Annotated in this window: 28 protein-coding genes; all 28 read right to left on the reverse strand. The window is 64.6% G+C overall.

Going from position 1 to position 21380, the window contains the following annotated elements:
- Nucleotides 1-441 precede the first annotated feature (441 nt).
- Nucleotides 442-1044, reverse strand: a complete 603-nt coding sequence (locus ACOOGG_RS00630; protein ID WP_420431227.1) for a hypothetical protein — start codon at nucleotides 1042-1044, stop codon at nucleotides 442-444.
- Nucleotides 1041-1313, reverse strand: a complete 273-nt coding sequence (locus tag ACOOGG_RS00635) for a hypothetical protein (RefSeq protein ID WP_420431228.1) — start codon at nucleotides 1311-1313, stop codon at nucleotides 1041-1043. The genes ACOOGG_RS00630 and ACOOGG_RS00635 overlap by 4 nt, the downstream gene beginning before the upstream one ends.
- 168 nt (nucleotides 1314-1481) lie before the next feature.
- Nucleotides 1482-1673 (reverse strand): hypothetical protein, encoded by a 192-nt coding sequence (locus ACOOGG_RS00640; protein WP_420431230.1) that lies wholly within the window; start codon nucleotides 1671-1673, stop codon nucleotides 1482-1484.
- Nucleotides 1674-1733: 60 nt separating this feature from the next.
- Nucleotides 1734-2072: a hypothetical protein gene (locus ACOOGG_RS00645; protein WP_420431232.1), complete on the reverse strand. Its 339-nt coding sequence runs from the start codon at nucleotides 2070-2072 to the stop codon at nucleotides 1734-1736.
- The gene (locus ACOOGG_RS00650) at nucleotides 2069-3436 is read right to left on the reverse strand and encodes a hypothetical protein (protein WP_420431234.1); all 1368 of its coding nucleotides are present in this window, start codon (nucleotides 3434-3436) and stop codon (nucleotides 2069-2071) included. The genes ACOOGG_RS00645 and ACOOGG_RS00650 overlap by 4 nt, the downstream gene beginning before the upstream one ends.
- A gap of 4 nt (nucleotides 3437-3440) precedes the next feature.
- Nucleotides 3441-3848, reverse strand: coding sequence for a hypothetical protein (locus tag ACOOGG_RS00655; RefSeq protein ID WP_420431236.1), 408 nt, complete (start codon nucleotides 3846-3848; stop codon nucleotides 3441-3443).
- The gene (locus tag ACOOGG_RS00660) at nucleotides 3845-4444 is read right to left on the reverse strand and encodes a hypothetical protein (RefSeq protein ID WP_420431238.1); all 600 of its coding nucleotides are present in this window, start codon (nucleotides 4442-4444) and stop codon (nucleotides 3845-3847) included. Before ACOOGG_RS00660 ends, ACOOGG_RS00655 begins: the two co-directional genes overlap by 4 nt.
- A gap of 3 nt (nucleotides 4445-4447) precedes the next feature.
- A complete protein-coding gene (locus ACOOGG_RS00665) occupies nucleotides 4448-5470 on the reverse strand; it encodes a hypothetical protein (RefSeq protein ID WP_420431240.1) in 1023 nt (340 codons plus the stop codon).
- Between the two features lie 17 nt (nucleotides 5471-5487).
- A complete protein-coding gene (locus tag ACOOGG_RS00670) occupies nucleotides 5488-5631 on the reverse strand; it encodes a hypothetical protein (RefSeq protein WP_420431242.1) in 144 nt (47 codons plus the stop codon).
- A gap of 412 nt (nucleotides 5632-6043) precedes the next feature.
- Nucleotides 6044-6208 (reverse strand): hypothetical protein, encoded by a 165-nt coding sequence (locus ACOOGG_RS00675; RefSeq protein ID WP_420431244.1) that lies wholly within the window; start codon nucleotides 6206-6208, stop codon nucleotides 6044-6046.
- Between the two features lie 50 nt (nucleotides 6209-6258).
- Nucleotides 6259-10338: a hypothetical protein gene (locus ACOOGG_RS00680; RefSeq protein WP_420431246.1), complete on the reverse strand. Its 4080-nt coding sequence runs from the start codon at nucleotides 10336-10338 to the stop codon at nucleotides 6259-6261.
- Nucleotides 10339-10342: 4 nt separating this feature from the next.
- Nucleotides 10343-10921 carry a hypothetical protein gene (locus tag ACOOGG_RS00685; protein ID WP_420431248.1) on the reverse strand — a complete coding sequence of 193 codons (579 nt, stop codon included), beginning with the start codon at nucleotides 10919-10921 and terminating at the stop codon, nucleotides 10343-10345.
- Nucleotides 10922-10934: 13 nt separating this feature from the next.
- Entirely contained in the window at nucleotides 10935-12425 is a 1491-nt protein-coding gene (locus ACOOGG_RS00690; protein WP_420431250.1) for a hypothetical protein, read from the reverse strand.
- The gene (locus ACOOGG_RS00695) at nucleotides 12415-12753 is read right to left on the reverse strand and encodes a hypothetical protein (protein WP_420431252.1); all 339 of its coding nucleotides are present in this window, start codon (nucleotides 12751-12753) and stop codon (nucleotides 12415-12417) included. Before ACOOGG_RS00695 ends, ACOOGG_RS00690 begins: the two co-directional genes overlap by 11 nt.
- Nucleotides 12750-13955: a hypothetical protein gene (locus ACOOGG_RS00700; protein ID WP_420431254.1), complete on the reverse strand. Its 1206-nt coding sequence runs from the start codon at nucleotides 13953-13955 to the stop codon at nucleotides 12750-12752. The genes ACOOGG_RS00695 and ACOOGG_RS00700 overlap by 4 nt, the downstream gene beginning before the upstream one ends.
- Nucleotides 13948-14397 carry a DUF6197 family protein gene (locus tag ACOOGG_RS00705; RefSeq protein WP_420431256.1) on the reverse strand — a complete coding sequence of 150 codons (450 nt, stop codon included), beginning with the start codon at nucleotides 14395-14397 and terminating at the stop codon, nucleotides 13948-13950. The genes ACOOGG_RS00700 and ACOOGG_RS00705 overlap by 8 nt, the downstream gene beginning before the upstream one ends.
- Nucleotides 14349-14843, reverse strand: a complete 495-nt coding sequence (locus ACOOGG_RS00710) for a hypothetical protein (protein WP_420431258.1) — start codon at nucleotides 14841-14843, stop codon at nucleotides 14349-14351. The genes ACOOGG_RS00705 and ACOOGG_RS00710 overlap by 49 nt, the downstream gene beginning before the upstream one ends.
- Entirely contained in the window at nucleotides 14840-15247 is a 408-nt protein-coding gene (locus ACOOGG_RS00715) for a hypothetical protein (protein WP_420431260.1), read from the reverse strand. The genes ACOOGG_RS00710 and ACOOGG_RS00715 overlap by 4 nt, the downstream gene beginning before the upstream one ends.
- Nucleotides 15247-16509 (reverse strand): terminase large subunit domain-containing protein, encoded by a 1263-nt coding sequence (locus ACOOGG_RS00720; protein WP_420431262.1) that lies wholly within the window; start codon nucleotides 16507-16509, stop codon nucleotides 15247-15249. The genes ACOOGG_RS00715 and ACOOGG_RS00720 overlap by 1 nt, the downstream gene beginning before the upstream one ends.
- The gene (locus ACOOGG_RS00725; RefSeq protein ID WP_420431264.1) at nucleotides 16506-17027 is read right to left on the reverse strand and encodes a DNA N-6-adenine-methyltransferase; all 522 of its coding nucleotides are present in this window, start codon (nucleotides 17025-17027) and stop codon (nucleotides 16506-16508) included. Before ACOOGG_RS00725 ends, ACOOGG_RS00720 begins: the two co-directional genes overlap by 4 nt.
- The gene (locus tag ACOOGG_RS00730) at nucleotides 17024-18613 is read right to left on the reverse strand and encodes a hypothetical protein (RefSeq protein WP_420431266.1); all 1590 of its coding nucleotides are present in this window, start codon (nucleotides 18611-18613) and stop codon (nucleotides 17024-17026) included. Before ACOOGG_RS00730 ends, ACOOGG_RS00725 begins: the two co-directional genes overlap by 4 nt.
- Nucleotides 18610-19113: a hypothetical protein gene (locus ACOOGG_RS00735; protein WP_420431268.1), complete on the reverse strand. Its 504-nt coding sequence runs from the start codon at nucleotides 19111-19113 to the stop codon at nucleotides 18610-18612. The genes ACOOGG_RS00730 and ACOOGG_RS00735 overlap by 4 nt, the downstream gene beginning before the upstream one ends.
- A 194-nt stretch (nucleotides 19114-19307) precedes the next feature.
- Entirely contained in the window at nucleotides 19308-19706 is a 399-nt protein-coding gene (locus tag ACOOGG_RS00740) for a hypothetical protein (protein WP_420431270.1), read from the reverse strand.
- Entirely contained in the window at nucleotides 19696-19950 is a 255-nt protein-coding gene (locus ACOOGG_RS00745) for a hypothetical protein (RefSeq protein ID WP_420431272.1), read from the reverse strand. Before ACOOGG_RS00745 ends, ACOOGG_RS00740 begins: the two co-directional genes overlap by 11 nt.
- Nucleotides 19943-20365 (reverse strand): hypothetical protein, encoded by a 423-nt coding sequence (locus ACOOGG_RS00750; protein WP_420431274.1) that lies wholly within the window; start codon nucleotides 20363-20365, stop codon nucleotides 19943-19945. The genes ACOOGG_RS00745 and ACOOGG_RS00750 overlap by 8 nt, the downstream gene beginning before the upstream one ends.
- Nucleotides 20362-20589 (reverse strand): hypothetical protein, encoded by a 228-nt coding sequence (locus ACOOGG_RS00755; protein ID WP_420431276.1) that lies wholly within the window; start codon nucleotides 20587-20589, stop codon nucleotides 20362-20364. The genes ACOOGG_RS00750 and ACOOGG_RS00755 overlap by 4 nt, the downstream gene beginning before the upstream one ends.
- Before the next feature lie 30 nt (nucleotides 20590-20619).
- Nucleotides 20620-20889 carry a hypothetical protein gene (locus ACOOGG_RS00760; protein ID WP_420431278.1) on the reverse strand — a complete coding sequence of 90 codons (270 nt, stop codon included), beginning with the start codon at nucleotides 20887-20889 and terminating at the stop codon, nucleotides 20620-20622.
- A gap of 29 nt (nucleotides 20890-20918) precedes the next feature.
- Nucleotides 20919-21152 (reverse strand): hypothetical protein, encoded by a 234-nt coding sequence (locus ACOOGG_RS00765; RefSeq protein ID WP_420431280.1) that lies wholly within the window; start codon nucleotides 21150-21152, stop codon nucleotides 20919-20921.
- Nucleotides 21153-21380 lie beyond the last annotated feature (228 nt).

The following is a 21380-nucleotide window of genomic DNA, read 5'->3' on the forward strand; positions in this document are numbered from 1 at the left end:
TGTTGACTGCCATGCTGTGCGCTATCTCGGCGGCCAGGGTGTCGATTGCTTCGGTGGTGGGGGTGCTTGTCGTCATGACGACAAGCTACCACGCGCTACAGACACTTGCAACCCGGGCGGGGGGATTTCTTCCGAAACTCATGCCCACTCCCCAGCATGGTTGATCCACCGGCGTGTTGATCCCCGGTTGTAGGAGGCCAGCTTGGCAGTGTTCACACGTGCCAACCGATCACCAGCCGCAGACCATGTATCCACTCGCCAGGGTGCCGGTACAGACGGCGAGGATGCCATTGCGACCCGTGGCACTGTGTCCACGGCGGTGTTACCCCTCACTGTCCGACCTGCCAAGGAAACAGATCATGCACCACTTCCCGCCGGGCGGGTCGGTGGGGTAGAGCACGTCGTCACATCCCTCGCATGTGCGCCGGAGTGGCTTGTCGTTCATGGGCTGGAGCGCTGCTTGACGACGGCGTTTAGGGCGTCTCGTAGGATGCCTAGTTGGTATTCGGCGTGGTGGGTGGCGTCATCTACGGGCAGGGTTTGCCCGAGCCAGTATCCGGCGGCATCGCAGGCGTGGCCCACGGTCTGGTTGTGATCCCAGGTCCGGAGGCTCGTGATGTCCGGCCCGATCTCGAAGCAGGCTCGTGTTCTCTTGGACACGGCATCGGAAAGGGCGCGCTGGCAGTTGACACCGCAGCCGTCGTTATCCCAGTTGCCATCGTCGTGGTGGATGATGTTGCCGATACCTTCGTGGGCTTGCTCGATGGCGGCCGCTGCATCTACGAGATTCTCGGTAGGCGTGATGGATTGGCTACCGCTGTCCCCTACAAGCACGGGAGGCTGCGGGGGGGGTGGGGCTTCGTCGGGCCAGACTAGGGCGACGAATATTGCCAGCATCATGATGCCAAAGCCTGCGAGGGCGCCAAATAGGAGCTTGTCCCAGCTATCTAATCCCTCGCTCTTGAGGGGGATAGCGAGTTCGTTCACGATGTACGGGATGCTGTTGTCTTCGCCGTCGGGGGTGACTCCTGGTTTTTCGTTCATGCTTCGCTTTCTCGTTCGTCATCGGGTGGGGGGGTGAAGTCGATGTCCTCTTCCTCGTCGGGCTCCCAGTCTTCATCTGCCCAGTCGGGGAGGGGGTCACCGTTGAGGTCTAGGCGTTCGCCGGTGTCGCCGTCGTATACGCCACCCCAGTCGTTCTGCCAATCGGGGAGCGTTTCACCGGGTCGGGGCTGGGGGGGGCTTGGTGCTTGGTCTTCGATCCGCTGTCCGGTCTTGCCGTCGAAGACGCCGCCGTGGTCTTGGTTCATCATGGGATCCATTATAGCAGTGTCAGCTTTCGTCGGCGAGGAGCCAGTCCACGATGCCGCGGGGATCATGTGCGCTGCTGCTTTCTCTTGTAGGTGTTGCGGTCGTAGGGGGTTCTGTTGCGGCGTCCGCGGTTCTTGCGGAACTTCTTGTTCCCAAATGCCGCTGTGCTTTTAGCCATTGGAGACAAGCTGCCCATCGACGTAGTGCCATTTGACGCAGGGGCCATGCACTCGGCGCCAGCGGTGATCTGTGCAGAGGATCTCGGCGTACACGATGGATACGTGGTCGAAGGTGGACACCCCTTCCGGCAGCGGTTCATCCAGGTACACGCCCGGGCGCACCTCAGTAGGGGCCATGGTCACCCGGTGAGCTTTCATGGGCCTGGGGCCTTTCGCTGGGGGATGGTGGGGATTGTAGCATGTCTAGCTGCCGTTGCCTATTCCGGCGTTGCGGCCTGCGCCGGATATGAGCATGGCGGGATGGCCAGGCCTACTGGCAACCATGTAGTCGGGCATCCGGCTAGCGGTTAGTTCGACAAGGTGGGGCCGGAGCGTTTCGTATACGAGGTCGGTGAAGGCAGCGAGGGTGGATTCTGGTTCTGGGTGCTGGTAGGGCACCACGAGGATGGCTTCGATGAGTCGGCGCCCTTCTACGATCCCGCCGGATCGCAGCATGATGGTGGCGCCTTGGGGTACGTAGCCGAAGGGGGCTACCTGGTACTCGGCTCTTAGGATCTTGTCGATCTGTTCGTACAGGTTCATGCCGTCTCCGATTCTCCGCGGCGGGCGGTGCCTTCGTCGGGCACGTCTTCGGCTGCGGTTGCTGTGGGGCTGTCCTCGATCACCTCGAAGGCGTTCTCCCATTCCAGCGTCCGCCCGAAGGTGCGGCCCGCTAGGTCTAGGGCGGAGAAGCTGGCCCGGTACAGCGGGGCTATGGCGGCATCGAACTGCCAGAACATGCGCCTAAGGGAGACCCCGGAAGGCACCGCCGTGTCAGAATCGAGCGCGGCGGGGATGCCAGACATAAACCGGAAGTCTCGATCTAGCTGCTCCAGCATTGCCATTGATGCGGTCAGGCCGCCATCCCAGGTGACGTATTCGGCGCTGTCTATGCCAGTAGGCACGATGAGCGGCCCGGCTTGGCGGAGGCGTCTAGCTACCTTGGCATCGCGCTTGATGGTGTTGGGGTCATTGGTGCGCACGGCGGCCGATTGGGGCACCCCGGGCAGTGTGGTGTAGTTGTCGAGGTTGCCGCGTAGCAGTAGGAGCGGGTCGCCGTTGTCGTCTAAGACGCGGGTATTCGCCGCCATCCGGCGGGCCTTCTGTACCACGGTCGTGGCGAGATCGTCATACCAGCTTGTGCCTATGATCCCCTCGGCCTGTTCAGGGAGGGCTAGGACGGGGATTAGCCGCATCGGGCCTAGGTCTACGAGTTCTGTAACGGGGGCGCCAATGGTGACTTGGCTATTGCTGCCGGTGGGGGTTCCGCCAATGATGCGGTTGGACCCGATGCCACCGGTGATGATCGTGAATTCCAGCAGGTTGGGGGTGGTGGCATCGCCCCGCGTCCGGGGCTCTGCGATGATCCAATCGCCGAAGGCGGGCTGCGGGTACACGAAGCGGGCATCGACGCTCCGCAGCCATGGCTCACCGGCAAGGGTGCCGATAAGCAGATAGCCAGCGCCGTAGCGGATCGAGTCGGTGACCAAACTGTGCGCTATGCGCAGCAGTTCGAGGTCCGCAAGGCTGCCGTCATCGTCGCCCATCGTGGGGGCTTCTCGCACTAGCAGATCGGCGCAGAACTTGGCTATACGTCGAAAGATGTTTTGCGGCCCGACGCTGTTGTCTTCTAGCAGGGTGGGGTCCATGAGCGCCGAGATGTCGCCGCGCCAGAGGTCGTGATAGAGCCCTAGCCGCTGGTTGCGGACCTCGAACCGGGTTGGCGGCCATTGCTCCTCGCGCCGCACCTCGGAGGCGTCCACGGTCTGCGCCCACTGAATCTCGGGCAGTGGCAGCGGCTGGGATGGACTGTAGGCGCCGCTGCGGTCTCGGGCGGCTTCATCGAGCGCGGCGATGGTCGGGTCATCGCTTTCATTGCCCGACAGCAGGCGCCCCCAAATGCTCATGGGCTCAGGCTTGGGCGGTGTCGTCTACGGCGCTGGCCTCTAGTGTCACACTGAATAGGCGCGCATCGCCGGGGGGATTGGACATCGTGATGGTGCGTAGGATGCCCGTCAGGATCGTCTGGGCGAGTCCGGCCTTGGTGCCGAAGGGCTGTACGCGCAGCTTGGCGGTGCTCCCTACGCGCATGAAAAGCAGCGGATGGGTGGTCGCGTTGTCATCGATTGTGAACGTGACGCTAGCGGTGCCGGTGGGCAGCCGCTGGATCACGAGCACGCCGGGCAGCGACGGTATGGGCCGGGTGCGCCGGGTGTCGATGATCTGCCAGGCCCCGAGGCCGTCGGCTTCCGCCGACAGGTCCACGTAGGCTGCCGACCCGAGCGCCAGGGCTACCTTGGATGCGCTTGTGAGGCTCATACCGTGGCCACCGGCCCCGATAGGAGCCATCCCTTCACCTGGGCGGCCGGGGTGACGGTGGTGCCCGTATCCGATAGCTGGGCGATGGCGATCTTGTTGGCTGCGGTGAACGTGGCGCTGCCGCGGGTGATGGCCCCGGCACCGCTGGTGACCACGACGTACACCTGGTCGGTAGAAGCGACGGTGATCGCCTTGCCAGCCAGCACGGTCGCCTTGGCCCGTACGGCGCCCCCGCGCGGCTGGACGTTCAGATTGGAGACGATCTCGCCGCCCGCTTCGGCCTGCCGGGGGATTCCCGCTATCACGGCGGGCATGACCAACGCCGTTTCGGCGTCCGTCTGGATCACCGCAAGCGTGGCCTCCGGCGCTTGGCGCATGGCTTCGGATTCGTCGCCGATCAGGAGTTGCGGGATCGTTACCCGATAGTCGGCCCGGGTGGGCACTAGCCGCGGGTACTCGGCATTGAGCACGTTGCGGCGTGTCATCTGTGCTTCCCCGGCGATGGGCGCACCCGTCACGACGGCGCCCAGGCTTACGGCGGAGGTAGAACTCCCCCAGTAAGCCTCCTGGGCGTACGTCGTGTAGGCGTCAGTCATCGATCAGGTGCCGTCGGCGGCGTTGAACTTGGCGCGGATGAGCAGCTTCGAGTTGATCAACTGGCGCCCGTAGGTCACCGTGTGCCGGAACTCGTACCGTTCTGCGGAGGCGTTCTGCGGTTCGGTGATGTAGTTCCGCATGGCCCGCATGGGGGCCGCTACGGCGGCATCGGTACCGGCCAGCATGTTCCACGAGGCCGCCTTGGTGGCAGCCTTGGGGAGGGCGTTGGTGACGAACAGATCGAAGCCTCGCAGGTTGCCAGCGAATGCCGACCCGAACACGCCAACGTTCTGGATGACCTGGGAGGTGAAGTCCAAGCTAAGGCCCTTGTTCTCCAGCCATGGGGCCAAACCGTAGGCGTACAGTTCGACCGGCATATAGCACCAGAACGCCCCTCCGGCGTTACCGCCGATCACCGATCCGGCGGCATCCTGCTGGGGCACGTCAGCCCGGTTCAACATCACCTTGGAATCGGTCAGAAAGTCGATGATCCACTGCTGCGCCTGCGCCTGCTGGGCAGCGGTGCCGAAGGGCTTACCGGTACCGGGCGTGAATCCCACCGAGTTGCCACCGGCCTGGGCGATCTCAGTGATGCCCCCAGCGTTGCCGTTGTCGGCTGCCTTGGAGCTTGCCGTGAGGGCGAGCATGTAGGCAACCACATTGTCCTCATACGCCTTGGCGATGTTCGACATTGAGACGGTCTGCAACCGGCTGCGATAGTCGCGCACCACGTTCTCTACCTGGTCCTCGACGTAGAGCATGTTTTCAACGCGGGCGATCTGGTCCATATCGATATCGATCTTGGACGCGCTCGGCTCGTTGGGGGTGCCCCATACGGCCTTGCGGGCCGGGGCCGACGGCACGACGTTGTAGTTCGGATTCTGGACGCTCACCTTTTCCGCCATCTGTACGTCAGCGTCCCAGGCGCGATTGACCCGGCGGCCAATCGTCAGGTTGCGGAGGAAGGCAACCGTGGTCTCAGCGCTCCAGCGCTGCAGGAAGTTGGTATCGGTTGCGAAGGCCATCTAGCTCGCCCTTTCGGTTAGCCGCCCAACGCGGCGTCTGTGGCTTGGACTGCCCGCCTGTACGTCGCGTCGAGGGCGGCGTACTGGCGGAGCATGGGGTCCAGCGAGGATGCCTGAGGGTTCGGCGCCGGGGCCGGAGTAGCGGTAGCTGGGGGGGCCATGAGCACGGGCTGACCACGTACCGGAACCGGCTGCGGCAGCGGTGCCGAGGCGGCCGGTGCGGGGGCTGCCGCTGCCTGTGCCGCCATGACGGCCCCGACAATCGCACCGATCATGTCGGGCGTGACTGCGGCGGCCGGTGGCGCAACCGGCTGAGCAGGAGCGACCTGTCCCTCCGGCTGCGCGACCGGGGGGGCCGCGGCGGGCTGTGCCGGGGGGGCCGCGGCGGGCGTGGCCTGCGCGGCGGGGGCGGGCACGAGAACGTACCCGGCAGGTACGGCGTACGGAGGCACCGTACCTGCCGGGCCGCCAGCATCCCCACTAGCGACTTGTGCAGCAGGAACGTCCGCCGCGGGGGGGGCAGCGTGGGCGTTCTGCGGGTGCTGTAGGAGAAGGGCCGCCTGGGCGGCGAGGTCACTCATTGGGCTGTCCGTAGAACTGGAGGATGTAGCCGACGATGACGGCGCACAGGCCGACGGCTACCAGGGGGGTGCCGTTGGTGAAGCTGTCATCGGCGGATACGGCGATGGCGAGCACGAGGCCCGAGAGGTAGAGCATGACTCCGAGATACTGGCGCATGGTTGCAGTTTACTCCTTCTGTTGGGGGCTGGGTTGACTATAGCGCATCACTATACCAAATACCTCGCGTATTCGATCTCGCAGCCGGATACGTAGCATTGCTGGGTGTTGCCGGTGCTGCCGAGGATGGAGAAATGGAGGCCGTGGATGTCCCTGTATGGAGAGACCCAGATCAGTGTCTGGTTGCCGCCGGTGCCCTGGGCGTCGATCTTGACGCGGCCGACGCCGATTTGCTGGCGCTTGGTGCTGCCGGAACCGAAGGGCACGGGCCTCGGGATGCCGCGCAGGGGAAGCTCTGCAACCGTGTTGCCGGAGTAGATCCTAATGACGTGCAGGAGGCCCGCTTCGGCCGCTTCGGTCAGTTCGGCATCATCGATCGATATTTCACTTGTGACCTCTGGCGTGTAGTTGATGCCCGCGACCAAGTGGGCAGTGTGGAAGATGCCATCAATCACGCTGTTGATCTTGGGGCCGCCTGGGTTGGCGTTCCAACTTGCCGCTTGGGCCGCTATGCCGTTGCCGGTGGGGTCGATCAGGTAGTAGTCCTGCAGCGCCATGACACCCTGCGCTGTGAAGTCAATGGTCCACGCCGAGCTAACGGAGGTGTTGGCGAGCACGGTGGGCGGGAAGCCCTGGATTCTCGTACACAGGTACACGTCGCCGCCGTCGGCGTCAGCGCCACCGGTGAATTGCAGTTTCAGGCGGCTCAGGTCTTGGGCGGCCCGCAAGAAGGGCGTTGAACTGTCCACGGTGGGCAGCAACACATCGGACTTGTCACTCTCGTTCGGTGCGTTGGTGCCGGTCGTGTCGGGGGCCTTCACCGTCCACGTCATGACGCGCGACACTGAACTGATTTGGGGCTTCAACTCGCGTGGGATCCAGTCCTGGATTTCGTCTAGGTCGTTGGTGGTGTTGTGCGTGAAGTCCTGGGTTGGCACGCTCCCCAGCGCGGGCAGTGACACGGTATGCTTCGCCGCCTGGATCTGCCCGGCGACCACTTCACCTGAGCCGGTGGTCCAGAGGTAATCGCAGCGCCACCAGTCATGCTCGCCGGAGCGGCCCCGCTGCGACAGGGTGAGATCGAAGTCATAGTGGAAGGCGTCCTGGTAGCCGCCCGTGAAGTTCCAGACCTTCGTATAGATGACCTGCCCATCTGCGGCGTTGCCGTTTTTGAAGTAGCCGCCGACATAGACCCTCATGGTGAGCGTCTCTGCGCTGGAGTATTGGCGCTCGTTGGCGAGGGTGATCTCGCTCGCTACGTGGAGGGTGCGGGTGGTGGTGCCAGCTTTCTTGTTGGTGAACCGCTGCCCGTTGTAGTTGTTGCTCGAGTTGGTGGTGTCGCGCTCGAAGCCTGGGCGGCTGCCGTCGTACCCGTTGTAGGAGACGGGGCCTGGCTCCATGAACCGCGTCCCAGGGGTGAGGTTAAAGCCTTCGCTGGTGATGCTGTACGAGTAGGGGGGGAGCACCTGGCGCACGTCGCGCGAGTCCAGGGCGTACACCCTGGGGGCTGCTTCGTCGGGCAGCCGCACATCGGTAACCCATTCTTTCGATGTGTCGTCGAAGGTTATCTTGACGTTGTTGCCCGCCTTGGGCATCTGCTTTACGACGGGATACTCGGTTGCCTTGGTCGGGTTGGCGGCGATGTTGACCTTCTCGCGGCTGGCATCGGGGGTCACGGCGATACCGGTACCGGCTTCAACGATGGACGCTATCTCATCGTAGATGTGCTCGGGGTCCAGGTCGGCGGAGATGGTGAGGGTTTCGTCGTCGTCGTCGGGGGCGACAACGATGCCTCCGCCGTGCTTGATGATCGTCTTGTTCTGGGCGTAGACGGCGGCCTTGCTGATTTCTTCGCCGTCGAGGTGCCACTTCGACCCGTCAGCGTCGGGGGCTACATCGGATGGCCCGATGGCTTCAAGCGCGGTGGCGATCCGGTTCTTGTAGAGGGTCTGGGTGCCCGTCAGGTAGTACCGGCTGTCGCTGTAGTTGCCCGCCCATGTGGTGATGACCTCGAAATGGTCGGGGTCGTTGTCGGGGCCGGTGCCACCCTTCTGGGTGGCTACGTAGCAGATGTACCACAGCCGGGAGCGGGGCACGATAGTGCCGACCCGGAAGCCGAAGCCGACGGGCAGGTTCACCCAGTCGGTCTCTACGATCTCCCGGATGATGCCGATGGTGGTGGTGTGCTCGGTGTCGTCGTCGGTGAAGATGACATCGTTGTTGGCGGGCGTGAAGATCGCCTTAGCGAGGTCGTAGATCTGGGCTTGGGTTGGTTCGGCCTTCAGCGTGAGGGTGCTGCCGCTGTCGTCGGGCGTGATCGTCACCGTGTCGTCAGTGGTCTTCAGGATCTTCTTGTTCTCGCGGTACACCTCCTCCTGTGTGACGGCGCTGTCATCGTCCACCCAGGCCGTGTGCTTCACGCCGACCGTTTCGCCGATAACCAGCTTCTGGCCCTTGGTGCCGAGTTCTAGCGGTAGCTGCTGCGAGGCTGATAGCTGGGCGCGGCCTATCGCTTCGTTCGGGATGGTAAGGGTGAGCGTCTCGGCGTCGTTGTCGGGGGTGATAGTGATCGTGGTAGAGCCCTGCATGATCTGGGCTACGCCCGGGTAGATGTCGGTCGGGGCCACGTCGGGGGTGGTTAGGGTGAGCGTCTGGTCGGCTGCGTTAGCGGTGACGGTCACCGACCGGCTGCCCTTGATGATCTGGGCGGTGATCGGGTAGACGGCGGCCTTGGTCACCGTGGCGTCCGTGCCGGGCTTGCCAGGCGCTCCTGGTGCGCCGGTGGCGCCGTGGGCGCCGATCTCGAAGGGATGGCCCCACGTCGGCACGACGGTGCCCGTCTCGGTTTTCGGGCGGATACGTGCCCGGCTGACGTACAGGTTGTCGGTGATCGTGGACGGGGCGTCGATGGTCCAGCCGGTCGGGGCGGTAAGCACCGTGGCTGTGGCCACATCGACCGTACCGCCGGTCGGGGCGGCGGTGGGGGCGGTCGCCGAGTCAATGTAGATCTCAACGTCGTAGGGGCCGTCGGCGCCGTCCACGCCGGGAGGGCCTTGGCCCGGATTGGGTACCACGGCAGATAGTTGCGTCCAGGTCACGCGCCCGTTAGCCATCGACGCCGCCTCCAACTTGAAGGCTTGGTTATTGGTGCGGGCCAATACGATCTTGTGAACGATCCTGACGGGCTGCTTCAGCAGGGCCTCGGTGATCGTGATCGTGTTCCCGGCCGGGTCGGTGTAGGAACCTAGCTCGATCTGCGAGCGCGCCGAGAAGGCCACCATCGGCACTGTGAACGTGCCACCCTGCGGGATGCGGTATTCGATGCTGCGATCCGCTTCAATCATCGTGCCGTCGGCGAAATGGTGCTCTATCCGGTTGGTGATCGAGTAGGAAGCCGTCGTGTCCACATCGACAATCAGGGAGCCCTGGTAGTCGGTGATGAAGTCCAGCCCGGCGACGATGCCGCCGTCGATGGTGTCGTCCATCACCGTCACTGTCCACGCCTTCGCCGACGGCTGCTCGCTGGTTACCGGGGTGAAGGCGAGTTCGTGGCTCTGGTGGTACACGTACCCCGAGATCGGTACCGGCGAGAAAGAGAATTCGTTGCTATCGCCCACCGTGATCGTGTCGCCCACGGCGGGGGCGTTGGTGGCGTCCAGGTCGGTGGGCCGTACCTCGGTGATCCCACCCCCACCGCTGCCCTGTAGCTGGAAGGTCCACTGGTCGCCGTCAGCGACGACAATCCCCCAGCCAACCACGGGGTTGTTGTCGGCCGCCAGATCCGACGGCCGGAAGCCTTCGAAGGGCGGCAGCGGCGCACCCGAGATCAAGGCCCGGGTGAACACGGCATCTGTGGCGGGCATCTCGATGCCTACCCAGGTCGGGCCGCCATCCACCGCCAACGTGTAGAACGCGCCACCGATGTCGTCAGACGCCGGGATGTCGAACACCACGGTGCCCGTCGAGTCCGGTACCGCTAGCTCCGGGTCAGGCAGCCATGTCGTGCCGTCAGCATCGGCGAAGCCCTGCCCCAACCGGTGCGCATCCTCCGACCAGACCGGATAGATGCGCACCGTCGACTCCGGGAAACCAGCCCCGATATCGCCCAGGTTGACAGTCAGCTTCGGCACAAGGTCATCCTATCGCGGAGGGGGGTGCTGGACCGGTCACGGCGGTGACCTCCACCCCCCACTCCGACGATGCCCCCACTACCGGCACTTGTCCCCATTGCCAGAACCGGTCTGAACCAACCGGAGCGTCGGGAATAGTCCGAGAGAACGTCGAACCACTCCGCACGATAGTTATAGTTTCTCCTCCGGGCCATTTTGCCCCTACCAGAGCTAAGAATCGGCACTCAATTTGATTGTTGTAGGTGCTCTGCAGGATTAGGTATGTCGGGCGTGGATCGGAGGATTCGCGCCATTCGGTACTTGACCATGCGTCTTGCTGGAAGGGGCGCAGGAAATACGGAATACCAGCAACCGGGGATGCAACGTTAATGCTTGCCCATGGCCCCCATTCTCCGCTGTCGCCGCTGGGGTGGCGGATGCGGTAGTCCCAGGTGCCTTTGCCGGGGTTGTCGTCTACTACGCCGATGACGTTGCCGGTGGCGATGATCTGGGCGTTTGAGGTGCGTTCGCCGGATGGGGCGCGTTGGAGGTCTGCGGGTGTGAATCCGATGGGCCATGCGGCCCGTACTTTGGGGGTGGTCATGGTGCGATCCTAATCAGGTAACCGTTTCGTCGGCTGGTATGAGGTTGAGGCTGGGGGGTGGGATGGTGTCGGGTTGGCCTATGAGGGTGAGGGTGGGGGCTGGGATGGTGGCTACGGGGGGTACGGTGATTGTGGCCCAGCGGCCCCATAGGCCGCTGGCTCCGGTGGGGCGGCGTAGCCGGTAGTCCCAGGTGCCGGGGCCGGGTGTGTCGGTGTAGGCGGTGCCGTGGGCGTGGTCGGTGGCGATGATTTTCACGTCGTCGCCGGAGCGTTCGCCGCTGGGGGCGCGTTGGATGTCGACGTTGGTGTTGATCCCGGCGGGGAGGATCACCTGGACATCGTGGTTGGCGAGCAGTTTGAGGGTGGGCGCGGCGGGGCCGCTGGGGTAGACGGGGTTGGGGTCGCTGCTATTGTCGCCGCCTGGGAGGTTGCCCGCAGCGTCGGTGAGGCTTAGCCCGGTGATTAGGCGTCTGGTTTCGGTGGTCATGTCGCCGTGTATCTCGGTGGATAGTACGGCCATGCTGTAGGCGGTGGTGCCTTCGGGGCCGGGGATTTCGGCCACGATCACATCGCCGGAGTCGATCCTTTCGGATGCTGGGGTGTCGGCCACCTCGAAGGTTACGAAGGTGGGGGCGACGATGAGGCGACGTAGCTGAGCGAACACCATCGCTAGGTCTCCGGGGCTGAACCAGTCTGGCAGCTTCAACACACGGCGCCCGTAGGCGGCCACTAGGGCTTCGTTGGACACGCTGCCGCCTAGGGCGGCTGTGACGCCGCCTGCGGGCGCTCTGGGCAGGTCTGCGGCGTGGTAGGCGACGTGTGTACGTACGAGGCCGTATGCCTCGGCTATGCCGGTGCGTTCACGGGTGAGACCCCAGGCGGAGGTGACTTCGGCGATGGGGGAGCGTTCTTCGATGTCGCCGGGTGTCAGGATGCGCACTTGGCCTATCCCGGTCTCGGTGGCCCATCCGCCCACGAACGTGCTGAGGATCGACAGCAGCGCCGACCATGACCCGGAATAGGTCAGGCCGGTGAAGGTCTGTAGGGCGTTGGTGCGGATCGGGATGCCGGAGGCTTCCACGATGGCATCGATGATGCTGGCCATCGACCCGGCTTCGTTGTCGAGGGTGCCGTTGGCTAGCAGGGTGCGCGTGTCGGGGCCTTCCAGCATCCATGTGCGGGGTTGCACGTCGGCGCCTTGCACGGTCAGGGCCGGGAAGCAGCGGCCGGTGCGGCGCACCGATCCGGTCGAATCGAGCATCTGGTAGGCGTGGGGTTTGCGTAGCTGGTCGCGGGTGAGAGTGCCGGAGCGCCAGTAGCGGCCGGTGGTGGACATGAGCACGAGGTGCCCCAGGTCGGTGGTGGCTATGCCGACGTTCGGGGCGCCCGGGCTGAGGTCGCTGCCCCAGCGGGCGCGCCACGACACGAGATGCCCGGCGGGGATCGCCGCGGCGGGATGCTGGTACCCGTCGTCGGCCCAGTCGATGCGCCAGCTAGGCGACATATCGGGCGTTCGCTCGGGAGGCGCATCGGCGGCAGTTGGTGCCACCACAGGCCCGGCAGGTGTGCTCGTAGTCGCCGTGCACGTGGCAGGTGCAATCGGCTGGGGCGCGTGGCATGTCTGCGAGCGCTATGACTGTCGCGCCGTCGTCTGGGTCGATCTGCGCCTTGCGGGCGGCCCGACGTTTGCGGGTGCCCGGGAGTTGCTTGGCGTTGAAGCAGGCGGGGCTCACGCTGCGCGGGCATGTGTCGCGGGTGTCAGCCCAATGGTCGTGCTTGTTGAGCTTGCCGGGGAGCGGGTCGCCGCAGATGCGGCAGGGGCGTTCGGTCATTCTGCGAGTCTTCCTCGGTCGGTGTTGGCGGCTTGGATGATGCGCTCGGCAAAGTCGGGGGATTGGGGGTTGAGTAGCGCGGTGTCTAGTTGGGCGCGGTTGATGTTCACCAGATCGTCAAGGTGTGCGTTCAGGTTGCCCAGTTCGGCGGCTATGCCGAGACTGTCGCCGAGCGTGGATCCGGCACCGGGGCCTTGCAGCGACGGCCGTAGGGCGTTGCGGGTGAGGTCGCCCAGTAGCGGGATGTCGCCTGCGGTGGGGGCCAGGCCGCCGACGATGCGGTGAATGATGTTGTCGCTCAGGGTGAGCGACGTAGCTGCCGAGTCGAAGGCTTCGCGGGTGGTGGGCGCGTTTAGCCCGGCTAGGGATGTCTGCCCGAGGATCGATTCATCGAAGCGGAGTTCTTCGCCTAGCCCGATTGCGCCGGTGCGTATGCCACGGGCGAGCCGTAGGCCGCCTTCGGCGCCGAACAGGCCCTGGGCGATGGCGTTGGCCTGTTCTGGTTCGGCTTGGCGGATCGCGTCGAAGGCGGTCTGGGTGGCTGTGCGGGCGTCCACACCCTCCGCCGATGCGCGGCGGATGAACTGGTTCAGCGCCGGGCTGACTCGGGATATCTGGACGCCGGAGCGGCGCAGGTCCGAGATGAACTGGACCGACTCCAAGAAGCTCAACCCGAGTTCTGCTAGCACCGGGCCGTATTCCTCTAGCGCTGTGAGCAGTTCGCTGGGATCCTGCCCGCTGGTCTGGGCGGTGGCGATGGCTAGGGCGATCTGGTCAAGCGCCGAATCGCCGCCCACGCCGTAGCCGATGGCGGCCTGCAGCGCACCGGTCGGGTCGGCGCCCACAGCGGACACGCCCGCTAGCCCTGCGGCGGCTGCGGGGCCGCTAATGCCCAGCACCGACCCCGGGCCTTGTAGGGCCTGTACGGCGGCTATGGCGTCGTTCTCGGCGACGCCAGCGCGCAGCAGTTCGGCGGTCAGGTCTTGGCTGTCGAGGTTGCCCTGGGCGCGGGTCAGGCGTTGGATGACACCCTCGGCGCGGTCGATGGCTTCGGTGATCCCTTCTACCAGCGCTACAGCCACCGTCGCGAAACCGGTTGCTAGGTTCCGGGTCAGGTCGGTGAACCGTTCGGAGATCGACCGGGCGGCGTCTTCGGTTTCGTCTTGGGCTTCGATGAAGTACCGGATGAACGTCCTAGCCACTGATACTCACCTGCTCAGCTAGTGGCATTGACTGCGTGCGGAGCGTGAAGGCAGCGGTCTCGCATGCATCAATTACCATGCTAATGGTCGTCTCCCGCCGGTCGTTCAGGATCCATAGGGCATGTCGGTCGCCTTCTTTGGCCTGCCGTGGCAGCGGGCCATTACGAAACAGGATCGCGGCGAGCGCGGCGCCAATTGCATCGTTGGCTATTTGGAAGGGTGCCGAGTCTGCGTAGAGGCGATCTGCCTCTGCTATATCAAGGAACTCACCACCGGCCGCCTCGGTCAGGGCCATGACAAGGCAGAGTCCATCCCCATCGCTTCCGCGGGATTTTGCCCAGCCTTCCAAGAGTCGATTGCGGGTTACGTCTACGAGCGACGCGGCGGCATGCATCATGAGCCACTGACCTTCTCGAGGATCGCTTCGGATCGGTCGCGCCATGTGCGCAGTACGGCCCGGGTGTTGGCCCGGCGGCGGGCAGCGGAGGCGTAAGTGCTGGGGTTGAACTGGTTGGGGCCGACGATGCCCTGGTCCACGTATCCGGCGTACGGGCGCCCGCTGGCGTTCAGGGCAGAGTTCAGAAGCACGAAGCCACGATACCGGCCCGAACCACCGCGGCCCTGACGTGTGAAGAACCGGCGCCGGGATTCGTCGCGTGACCATGGCCCGACGTTGGCGGTCGCCCCCCGAGAAGGCCAGTGTGACTCGCGGCGGCCCAGCACCCGCGCTAGTTCCCGGCCTACCCGTGACGGCTGCGGCGCTATCGACGCCACATCGACCCGCACCAACTCGGCAAACTCGGAAGCTCCGGCGGGCGGAGATTCGACGTTGGTCACCGTGCCGGTCGGGCCGGTCCACTGGATCCGGTAGCGGAGGTCGATGGTCATAGCTGTACGGCCTCCTCGCGGTAGTCCTCTATGTCGATGTCGTGTTCTGTGCGGAGATGGTCGGCGATGTCGTCGCGGAGGCTGGTGGGGAGCAGCGCCATGTCAACCCAGCCAAGCGACCGGGCCGCTACACCTCCGTACATTAGTTGATGGCGGCGCATCTGGCGTGCCGACGTGGAAGCGTCAAGCAGGCGTTGAATGTTGCGGCGGGCGGTGGTGACGGCGTGGCGGGCGGTTCGGCGGGCGGCGACCCGTTCCTTCTCGCTCAGGTCACGGCCTGAATCGTTTAGCCAGTCCATCTCGGCCGCGGCCTCCAGCAGCACCGTCACATCGGGGTCAGTGGATGTGTTGAGGTCGTTCTCGCGTAGCCAGCGCTTCGTACGGTCCAGGGCTCCGTTGGTCATCATCGTTTCCTTTCTAGGAACTCTCGGCGTTGGGCTTCCCAGACCTTCTTGCCGCCGAACTCGTGGACGGCGCGGGTCAGGCAGTAGTAGCGCATCGCGTCGGTGCCGTGGTCGGGGCTCGGTACCGGGATGTCCTTGCCGATCATGCTTTGGTCTTCATCCCAGACCAATTGCCCGAGTTCGCGCAGCAGTTCGGGGCAGCGGGCGCCCCAGATTTTCAAGGCACGGGTGTCAAGCCATAGGTTCGTCTCGGCAACCCCCTCGTCCCAATCGTTCATGGCCTTGCCGACCGTTGTGGGGCTGCCGTGGTACTGGCTGGTGAACTCCTGGCGCACAGCCAGAGCGGCCGGGTCCACGATGATGGACGCCACCGGCGCCGTACCGGCGTTGGCGGCCCATCGGCGAATCTTGGCGACCAGTTCCCGCGGTTCTAGCTGCCCGTGCATGTGATGATCGATGCGCAGTTCGTCCACGATCCACGACACGCCGGTTGCGGTGCGGCCGATCAGCAGCGCATGGGTAACGCTGGATTCGCCGACATCGAGGGCGATGTCATGCACGAGCATGGGTTCGTCTGGGGCGTCGCGGGAGGCTTCGTAGAAGCGGGGATACACGAGGCCGGTGGCGGCCGACCATTCCCCCTCGACCATCCGGGCGTACATGTGGCCCGTGTAGAACGACTTGAGGCTAGCGATGTAGCCCGGCGATAGGCCCGGATTGTCTCGCAGGGTGGTCTTGATGACCTGGGCGTCATAGTCGGCGGCGTTGTCTATCAGGGTCGTCTTCAACGGATGCAGCGGCCCGTCAGGGTTGGTGGTGCCGATCAGCTTGCTGTCACCTACCCGGCAGCGGGCGTTAGCGGCGGCGATGATGCCCGGAGGGAGGGTGGTCATTTCCTCCAACCAGATGGCCGCCATGTTGAAGCTGCGCAGCCGTGGCTCGGCCCGCTTGTCCTGGGCGACCAACGCAATCAGGGTGTTCGATAGCCCGTTGGCGCCCGGCAGCGACATGCGGCCGTCTGAATCTGGGGATAGATCAATATCGAGGATGCGCTCAAGGCCGCCCTTCAGCACTGACGCTAGCTGTGGATGGCCCTTCGTCAGTAGCCCGAACTCGGCGCCCCCATAGCGGCTCTGGGCCAGGGCGAAACCAATCGCAGCAGCCTCGGTCTTGCCGCTGCCAACCGGGCCTGTAACGATCGTCCACCGGTAGGGGCTGCCGCCGTAGGCGGCGATCTGGGCCTGCGTGGGCGACAACCTCACCGCACAGCCCCCACAGCGTCGAAGTAGCCGGGGTTGGCGCCGAAGATGCAACAGATCATCCCATACCCCCACGGCACCGAGCGGTCCGATGCGGCCGCGGCTGGGCCACCCCACTTGAAGCGTTCGCCGTTGATCAGGCAGATGCCATCGGCTACACGCCACGCCCGCTGTGCCCAGGCGGCTGTGCTCCACGGCCCGAGCAGGCAGAGCGACTCGATCTCGCCTTCCTCGTACAGGTTCATCGCGGTTGTGGCCCATGCCGACATCTCACCGAAGGGGGGATTGCACCAGACGCGCCCACTCCAACGACGCATTAGGCCATCCATCTGGGCCGTGTAGATCATCGACGCCAACACGGTCTTGTTCGCTCCCGCACAAGAGGCCGGGTCCAGATCGATGCTGCCCATAGCGAGACGGGCGGCGTCGATGATCGGTTGCGGGGTCCACCATTCCGAACTTGGATCAGGTACCGCCGGTACGTTCGTCATCGGGAGCGGCACGTTCTCAAAGCCCGTCATGCTGTCACCTCCTGGTAGTAGGCCGTGTGGGGTTTGGCGTCCGGGGAGGTGGGCCAGATCCAGCGGATGCCGGGGCGTGTGGTGCCATGCCGGGCGTCGTATTCGCCTTCGATGATCCGGTCACCGCCATCAAGTTCAACATCGCGCAGTACCTGCACGTCGAACAGGTCGCCCTGTGCATGGGGATGCGCCTCCACGTACGGGATACGGTTGGTCGAGTAGATCGAGTCGGTGTGGGCGTAGACCACATTGCAGCCGTCCATCGCCTGCTGCATCATCATGCGGCCCTTCTCCAGCACATGGGCGCCGATGGCATGCCACCGGTCATGCGCCCAGGCGTCAGGCCGGTTCTCTAGCACACGGCCGTCATGGGTGAGCTTGCGGGTCACGTCGCCGAAGTCGATGTGTTCGGCGCCGTAGTCCCGGGCTAGTTCGAGTTCCTCCACGTCTTCGGAGGTCATGTCGTCGGTCACATCGACATAGCGATAGTTGCGCTGTGACAGCTTGCCCCATAGGGCCACGCTCAGGGCCTTCGCAGACGGCCGGATGCGGGCCGGGGCGATGCTTCGCAGATGCAGCATGCGCCGCGCCCACTGCGACAACACCTCGGACTTCTCATAGGCGGCACAGCTAAGCACCGTCAGATCTTCCGGCTCGCATGTCGCTAGGGCCTCCATCATCCCGGCGGTGGCGACCTTGTAGCGGGCGCGCTTGTGCATGTACTCCACCAGCACCAGATAGCCCGTGTTCATCATGATCTCCGACAGGTGCTCGATGCTGATTCCCCGATCCCACCAGCCGATTAGCTGGCCCGGCATCGCGTTAGTAGCCATGATCCGGGGATAGAAGGCATTGAAATCCATGTAATACAGCTTGTCGTAGTGGCCCGGTACGGGGCTCACCCGTACCGGCTTCTGGGCCTTGCGTACCTGATACTCGTACGCATGGAGGTGCGGGTTGGTGTGCTGCCATAGCGTCGTGTCGGGGGTGACCTCGTGGCGGAGACTGCGCAGCGCCTGGCGGGCAATCGTCCAATCCATGCGCCCCAGCTTGTGCTGCATGAGGAACTGTGACCATTCCCGCAGCCAGTCCACCGGCTCCTTTTCTTCGTGAGCCAGGATGCCCTTGGGGTGGATGTTGCCAAGCTGCATGACATCTATCGCCCGGTTCCACCCGGAGCGTTTGCCGACCTCATGCACCGTGTCCACGATGACGCCCTGGGCGTCGCGGATGTGGCGCACCTTGTCCTTGGACCGGTACTCGATCCTGACCACATGGGGCGTGACCTCGCCGAGTTCGTGGCGCACCCGCTGGAATCCCGGCGGCTCGCCCAGGATCGACAGATCGCGGGCAGCGTCACCGAACACCACCAGCAGCCGGTCGCCGTACTCGCGTATCCGCGGCCACACCTCGACCCCCGGCGGCAGATACACGCTGTCATCGCGCGGCGGGTCGCCGAAGCAGCCGATCGGGTAAATGAAGGTACCGCCGTGTGAGGCGCTTCTCTCGGACTTGTAGACGATGCAGCGTACAAACAGCACGAAACGGCGATCCCGCACCGGGCCTAGGGGTTTCAAGGGTCTCATGGGTTCCTTCTCGGGGGTCTGGGGGTCAATTCTGGTGGGGTCCGCACACGTAGTGGGCCGCCCGCGGGCGTGCCCCGATTAGGGGCGATAGGCGACCCGTACAGCTTGTCGGAGGCTTCCGCTAGCTGCTGTGTCAGCGAGGGTGCCGATTCGTTCACGGGGAACACGCCGACACGGGCGCCGTAGATGGTGTCGAAGGGCAACGTCACCCGCAGATCAATGCCGGGAATGACGGGCGGGCGGGGGCGTGCCGACACGGGCAGCGACTCGCGGGCCGGGAGCGCAGACCGGCCCCGAACGTGCTTGTCGAAGCCCTGCGCCCTGCGCAGTTTGACGTAGGTGCTGCGCAGGTCACGGATCGAATCGTTACCGATCCCGCGGCCCTGCAACCGGGTCACCAGGCCTCGCACATCCTGACGGGTCGCTCCACGATCCAACGCATCGAAGACCTGACCGAGTTGCCGGTCGGTGAACTGGCGATTACCGATCCGGGCTACCATCTAGGCCACCTTCGGCGTCAAGGCGTCCTGGAGGTCCGCCAGGCATGGACTACAGAGCGGCCCGATTGTCCAGTGCGATCCATCGGCCTGCTCGTGTGACCATACGTGCTTGCGGCCCGTGACGATTTCGCCGCATTCCTCGCACGCGGGGGTCTCCCATCGGTCTGCCATGTCGAGTTCATGCTCGAGTCGCTTTAGCTGGGCCATGTCGATGCACCCTCCGCCAGCACGCCGATGGTGGCCCGGTACTGCTTGACGTTGCCGTTCATGCCCAGGTAGCGAACAACCATCATAAGCGCGGGATCGCCCGGGCGTAGGCCCAACGCAGCAGCGGCGGCGATGGCATGTTCAACCGTCGTGCCCAGTTGCGCCTTCTCAAGCGCGATCAGCATCCAGCCTGAATCGTCTGACAGGATGAGCAGGCCAACATCACGGGTCCGATCATAGCTAAGGGCGCCATGATCCGGCGACCAGTAGACGACACGGCCCACCAGAGCCTCGCCGGGCGCTTCGAGTTCCTCCTGGCGTACGAACCGGGCCGGTGGGGTCCGCACCCAATCCACCGGCAACGCCGCTATGTCATCAAGCCGCATCGTCGGGCAACCTCCAGCCAGGGCACTCGGTATGTTCCCACCAGTGCCGGATACTGCCCTTCAACCGGCGCAGGTTCTTATCGGTGAACCGCACTGACTGGCTGCCAAGCGGGCGGAACGTCCACGCTTCGATTAGCTCGCTCCAGTCCAGCCAGCCCACCCCGTAATCTCCGATGCGCACCAGCCGGGTACGGCGGCCCACCATGCGCACAATCCCCACACGCTGCGACCGGCGCTCAGGCATCCTCCCACACATCCTCCCAGACGTGAGTTGACTGTACGGGCGGGCGGCACTCAGTCTCGTTCCCGTCGCGTACCTGGTCACACCAGAGGCACCGCTCGATCCGGCGCTTCGGCTCCCAGCCGTGAAGCAGGTTCCGGGTGGTGCGCACCGCCCACCCGGCAATTGCCCAGTACTCCCGTTCACAGGTCGTGTCGAAGGTCGTCGTCGCGCCCGTGTCGGGGTTCTGGTAAACCACGATCCCACGCCAGTACCGGTGAGACCCGATACCCATCTTCCGAATCGTGGTTGTGATCGTCAAACCGCTAGCGCTCATGTCGTCATCTGTCAAAGGCGCTGCCGGTTCTTCCTCGTAGCCCAAGTCCAGGTGCGGGCAATCTGCCCACAACTCGCCGCACTCGCTACACAGGTCGTTCATGACTTCCTCTCGGGGTTGTAGGTGCGGAACGTGGCCCAACTCGTAGCCGACCCGTAATCGATCACCGCGTCGATGATCGGCAGCCAGTGCTTCGTACCCAGGCCGATAGCCTCGCTCACCGCATCCATCACGGCCTCAAAGGCCGCATCTACCCGCTCCTCGGGCTCGCCGCCAATACCGGCGCAGTGCAGGCCGTTTGGCGTGGGGGTGGGGGTGATGGTCATCATGTCTCCTTGGTGGATGGTGGGGATTGCCTAGAAAGGCGAGACGTGGCAGGTCAGGGTGTGCTCAACCGCAATGTTGCGAGCGGTGCGCAGGGTGGCTGCCGAGGCAACCCAGCCCGATCCACGCGGATCGCACACGCCGCCATCGCAGTACACCCGGTACCCCAGGCTGGCGTTGGGCCGCTCGATGACCTGCACTAGCGGGCCATGATCGGAAGCGTGACGCTCGACCAGACCTGCCGGGCGGCTATAGCCCGTGTCTTCGTGGTAGGTGGTGGTGGTGATGGTGGGAATAGTCATCATGTCTCCTTGGTAGGTATGGGGGGGGGCTAGATGTAGACGCCGTGGAAGGCGCTCAGCACGTCGGCGGCTGCGGCCTTGCTGTCGGCCAGGCTGCCGTAGCGCTCGGTCTTGTTGATGATGTGATCCTGCAGTGCCCATCCCGATCCGGCCTTGCGGATGGTGAAGGCGTAGGGCTTGGTGGCGTCGTAGTCGGCCATCCGGTAGACCGTGCCCATGTCATCGGTCTTGCGGCTCCACTTGGGGATGCTGTTCATCTGCATGGGTACCATGATACAGGTCTTAGTTAGTGCTGTCAACCCCGGGAGCGTGATTCCTTGGGCGATTTCGTTGTGGAATCGCGATTTATTGGGCGATTTCGCTGCTGAATCCTCAAAATCGCAGGTTTCCCTCGCGCGGGGAGCCTGTCGCGTAGCTCCCCCCCAACTACCGCACACCCCCCCAGGGGGGTGTTTGGTCTCGGGTAGGGCAGTCACGGCCGAATCAGGGGG

The organism is Candidatus Poriferisocius sp. (assembly GCF_965214065.1).
GTDB lineage: Bacteria > Actinomycetota > Acidimicrobiia > Acidimicrobiales > Bin134 > Poriferisocius.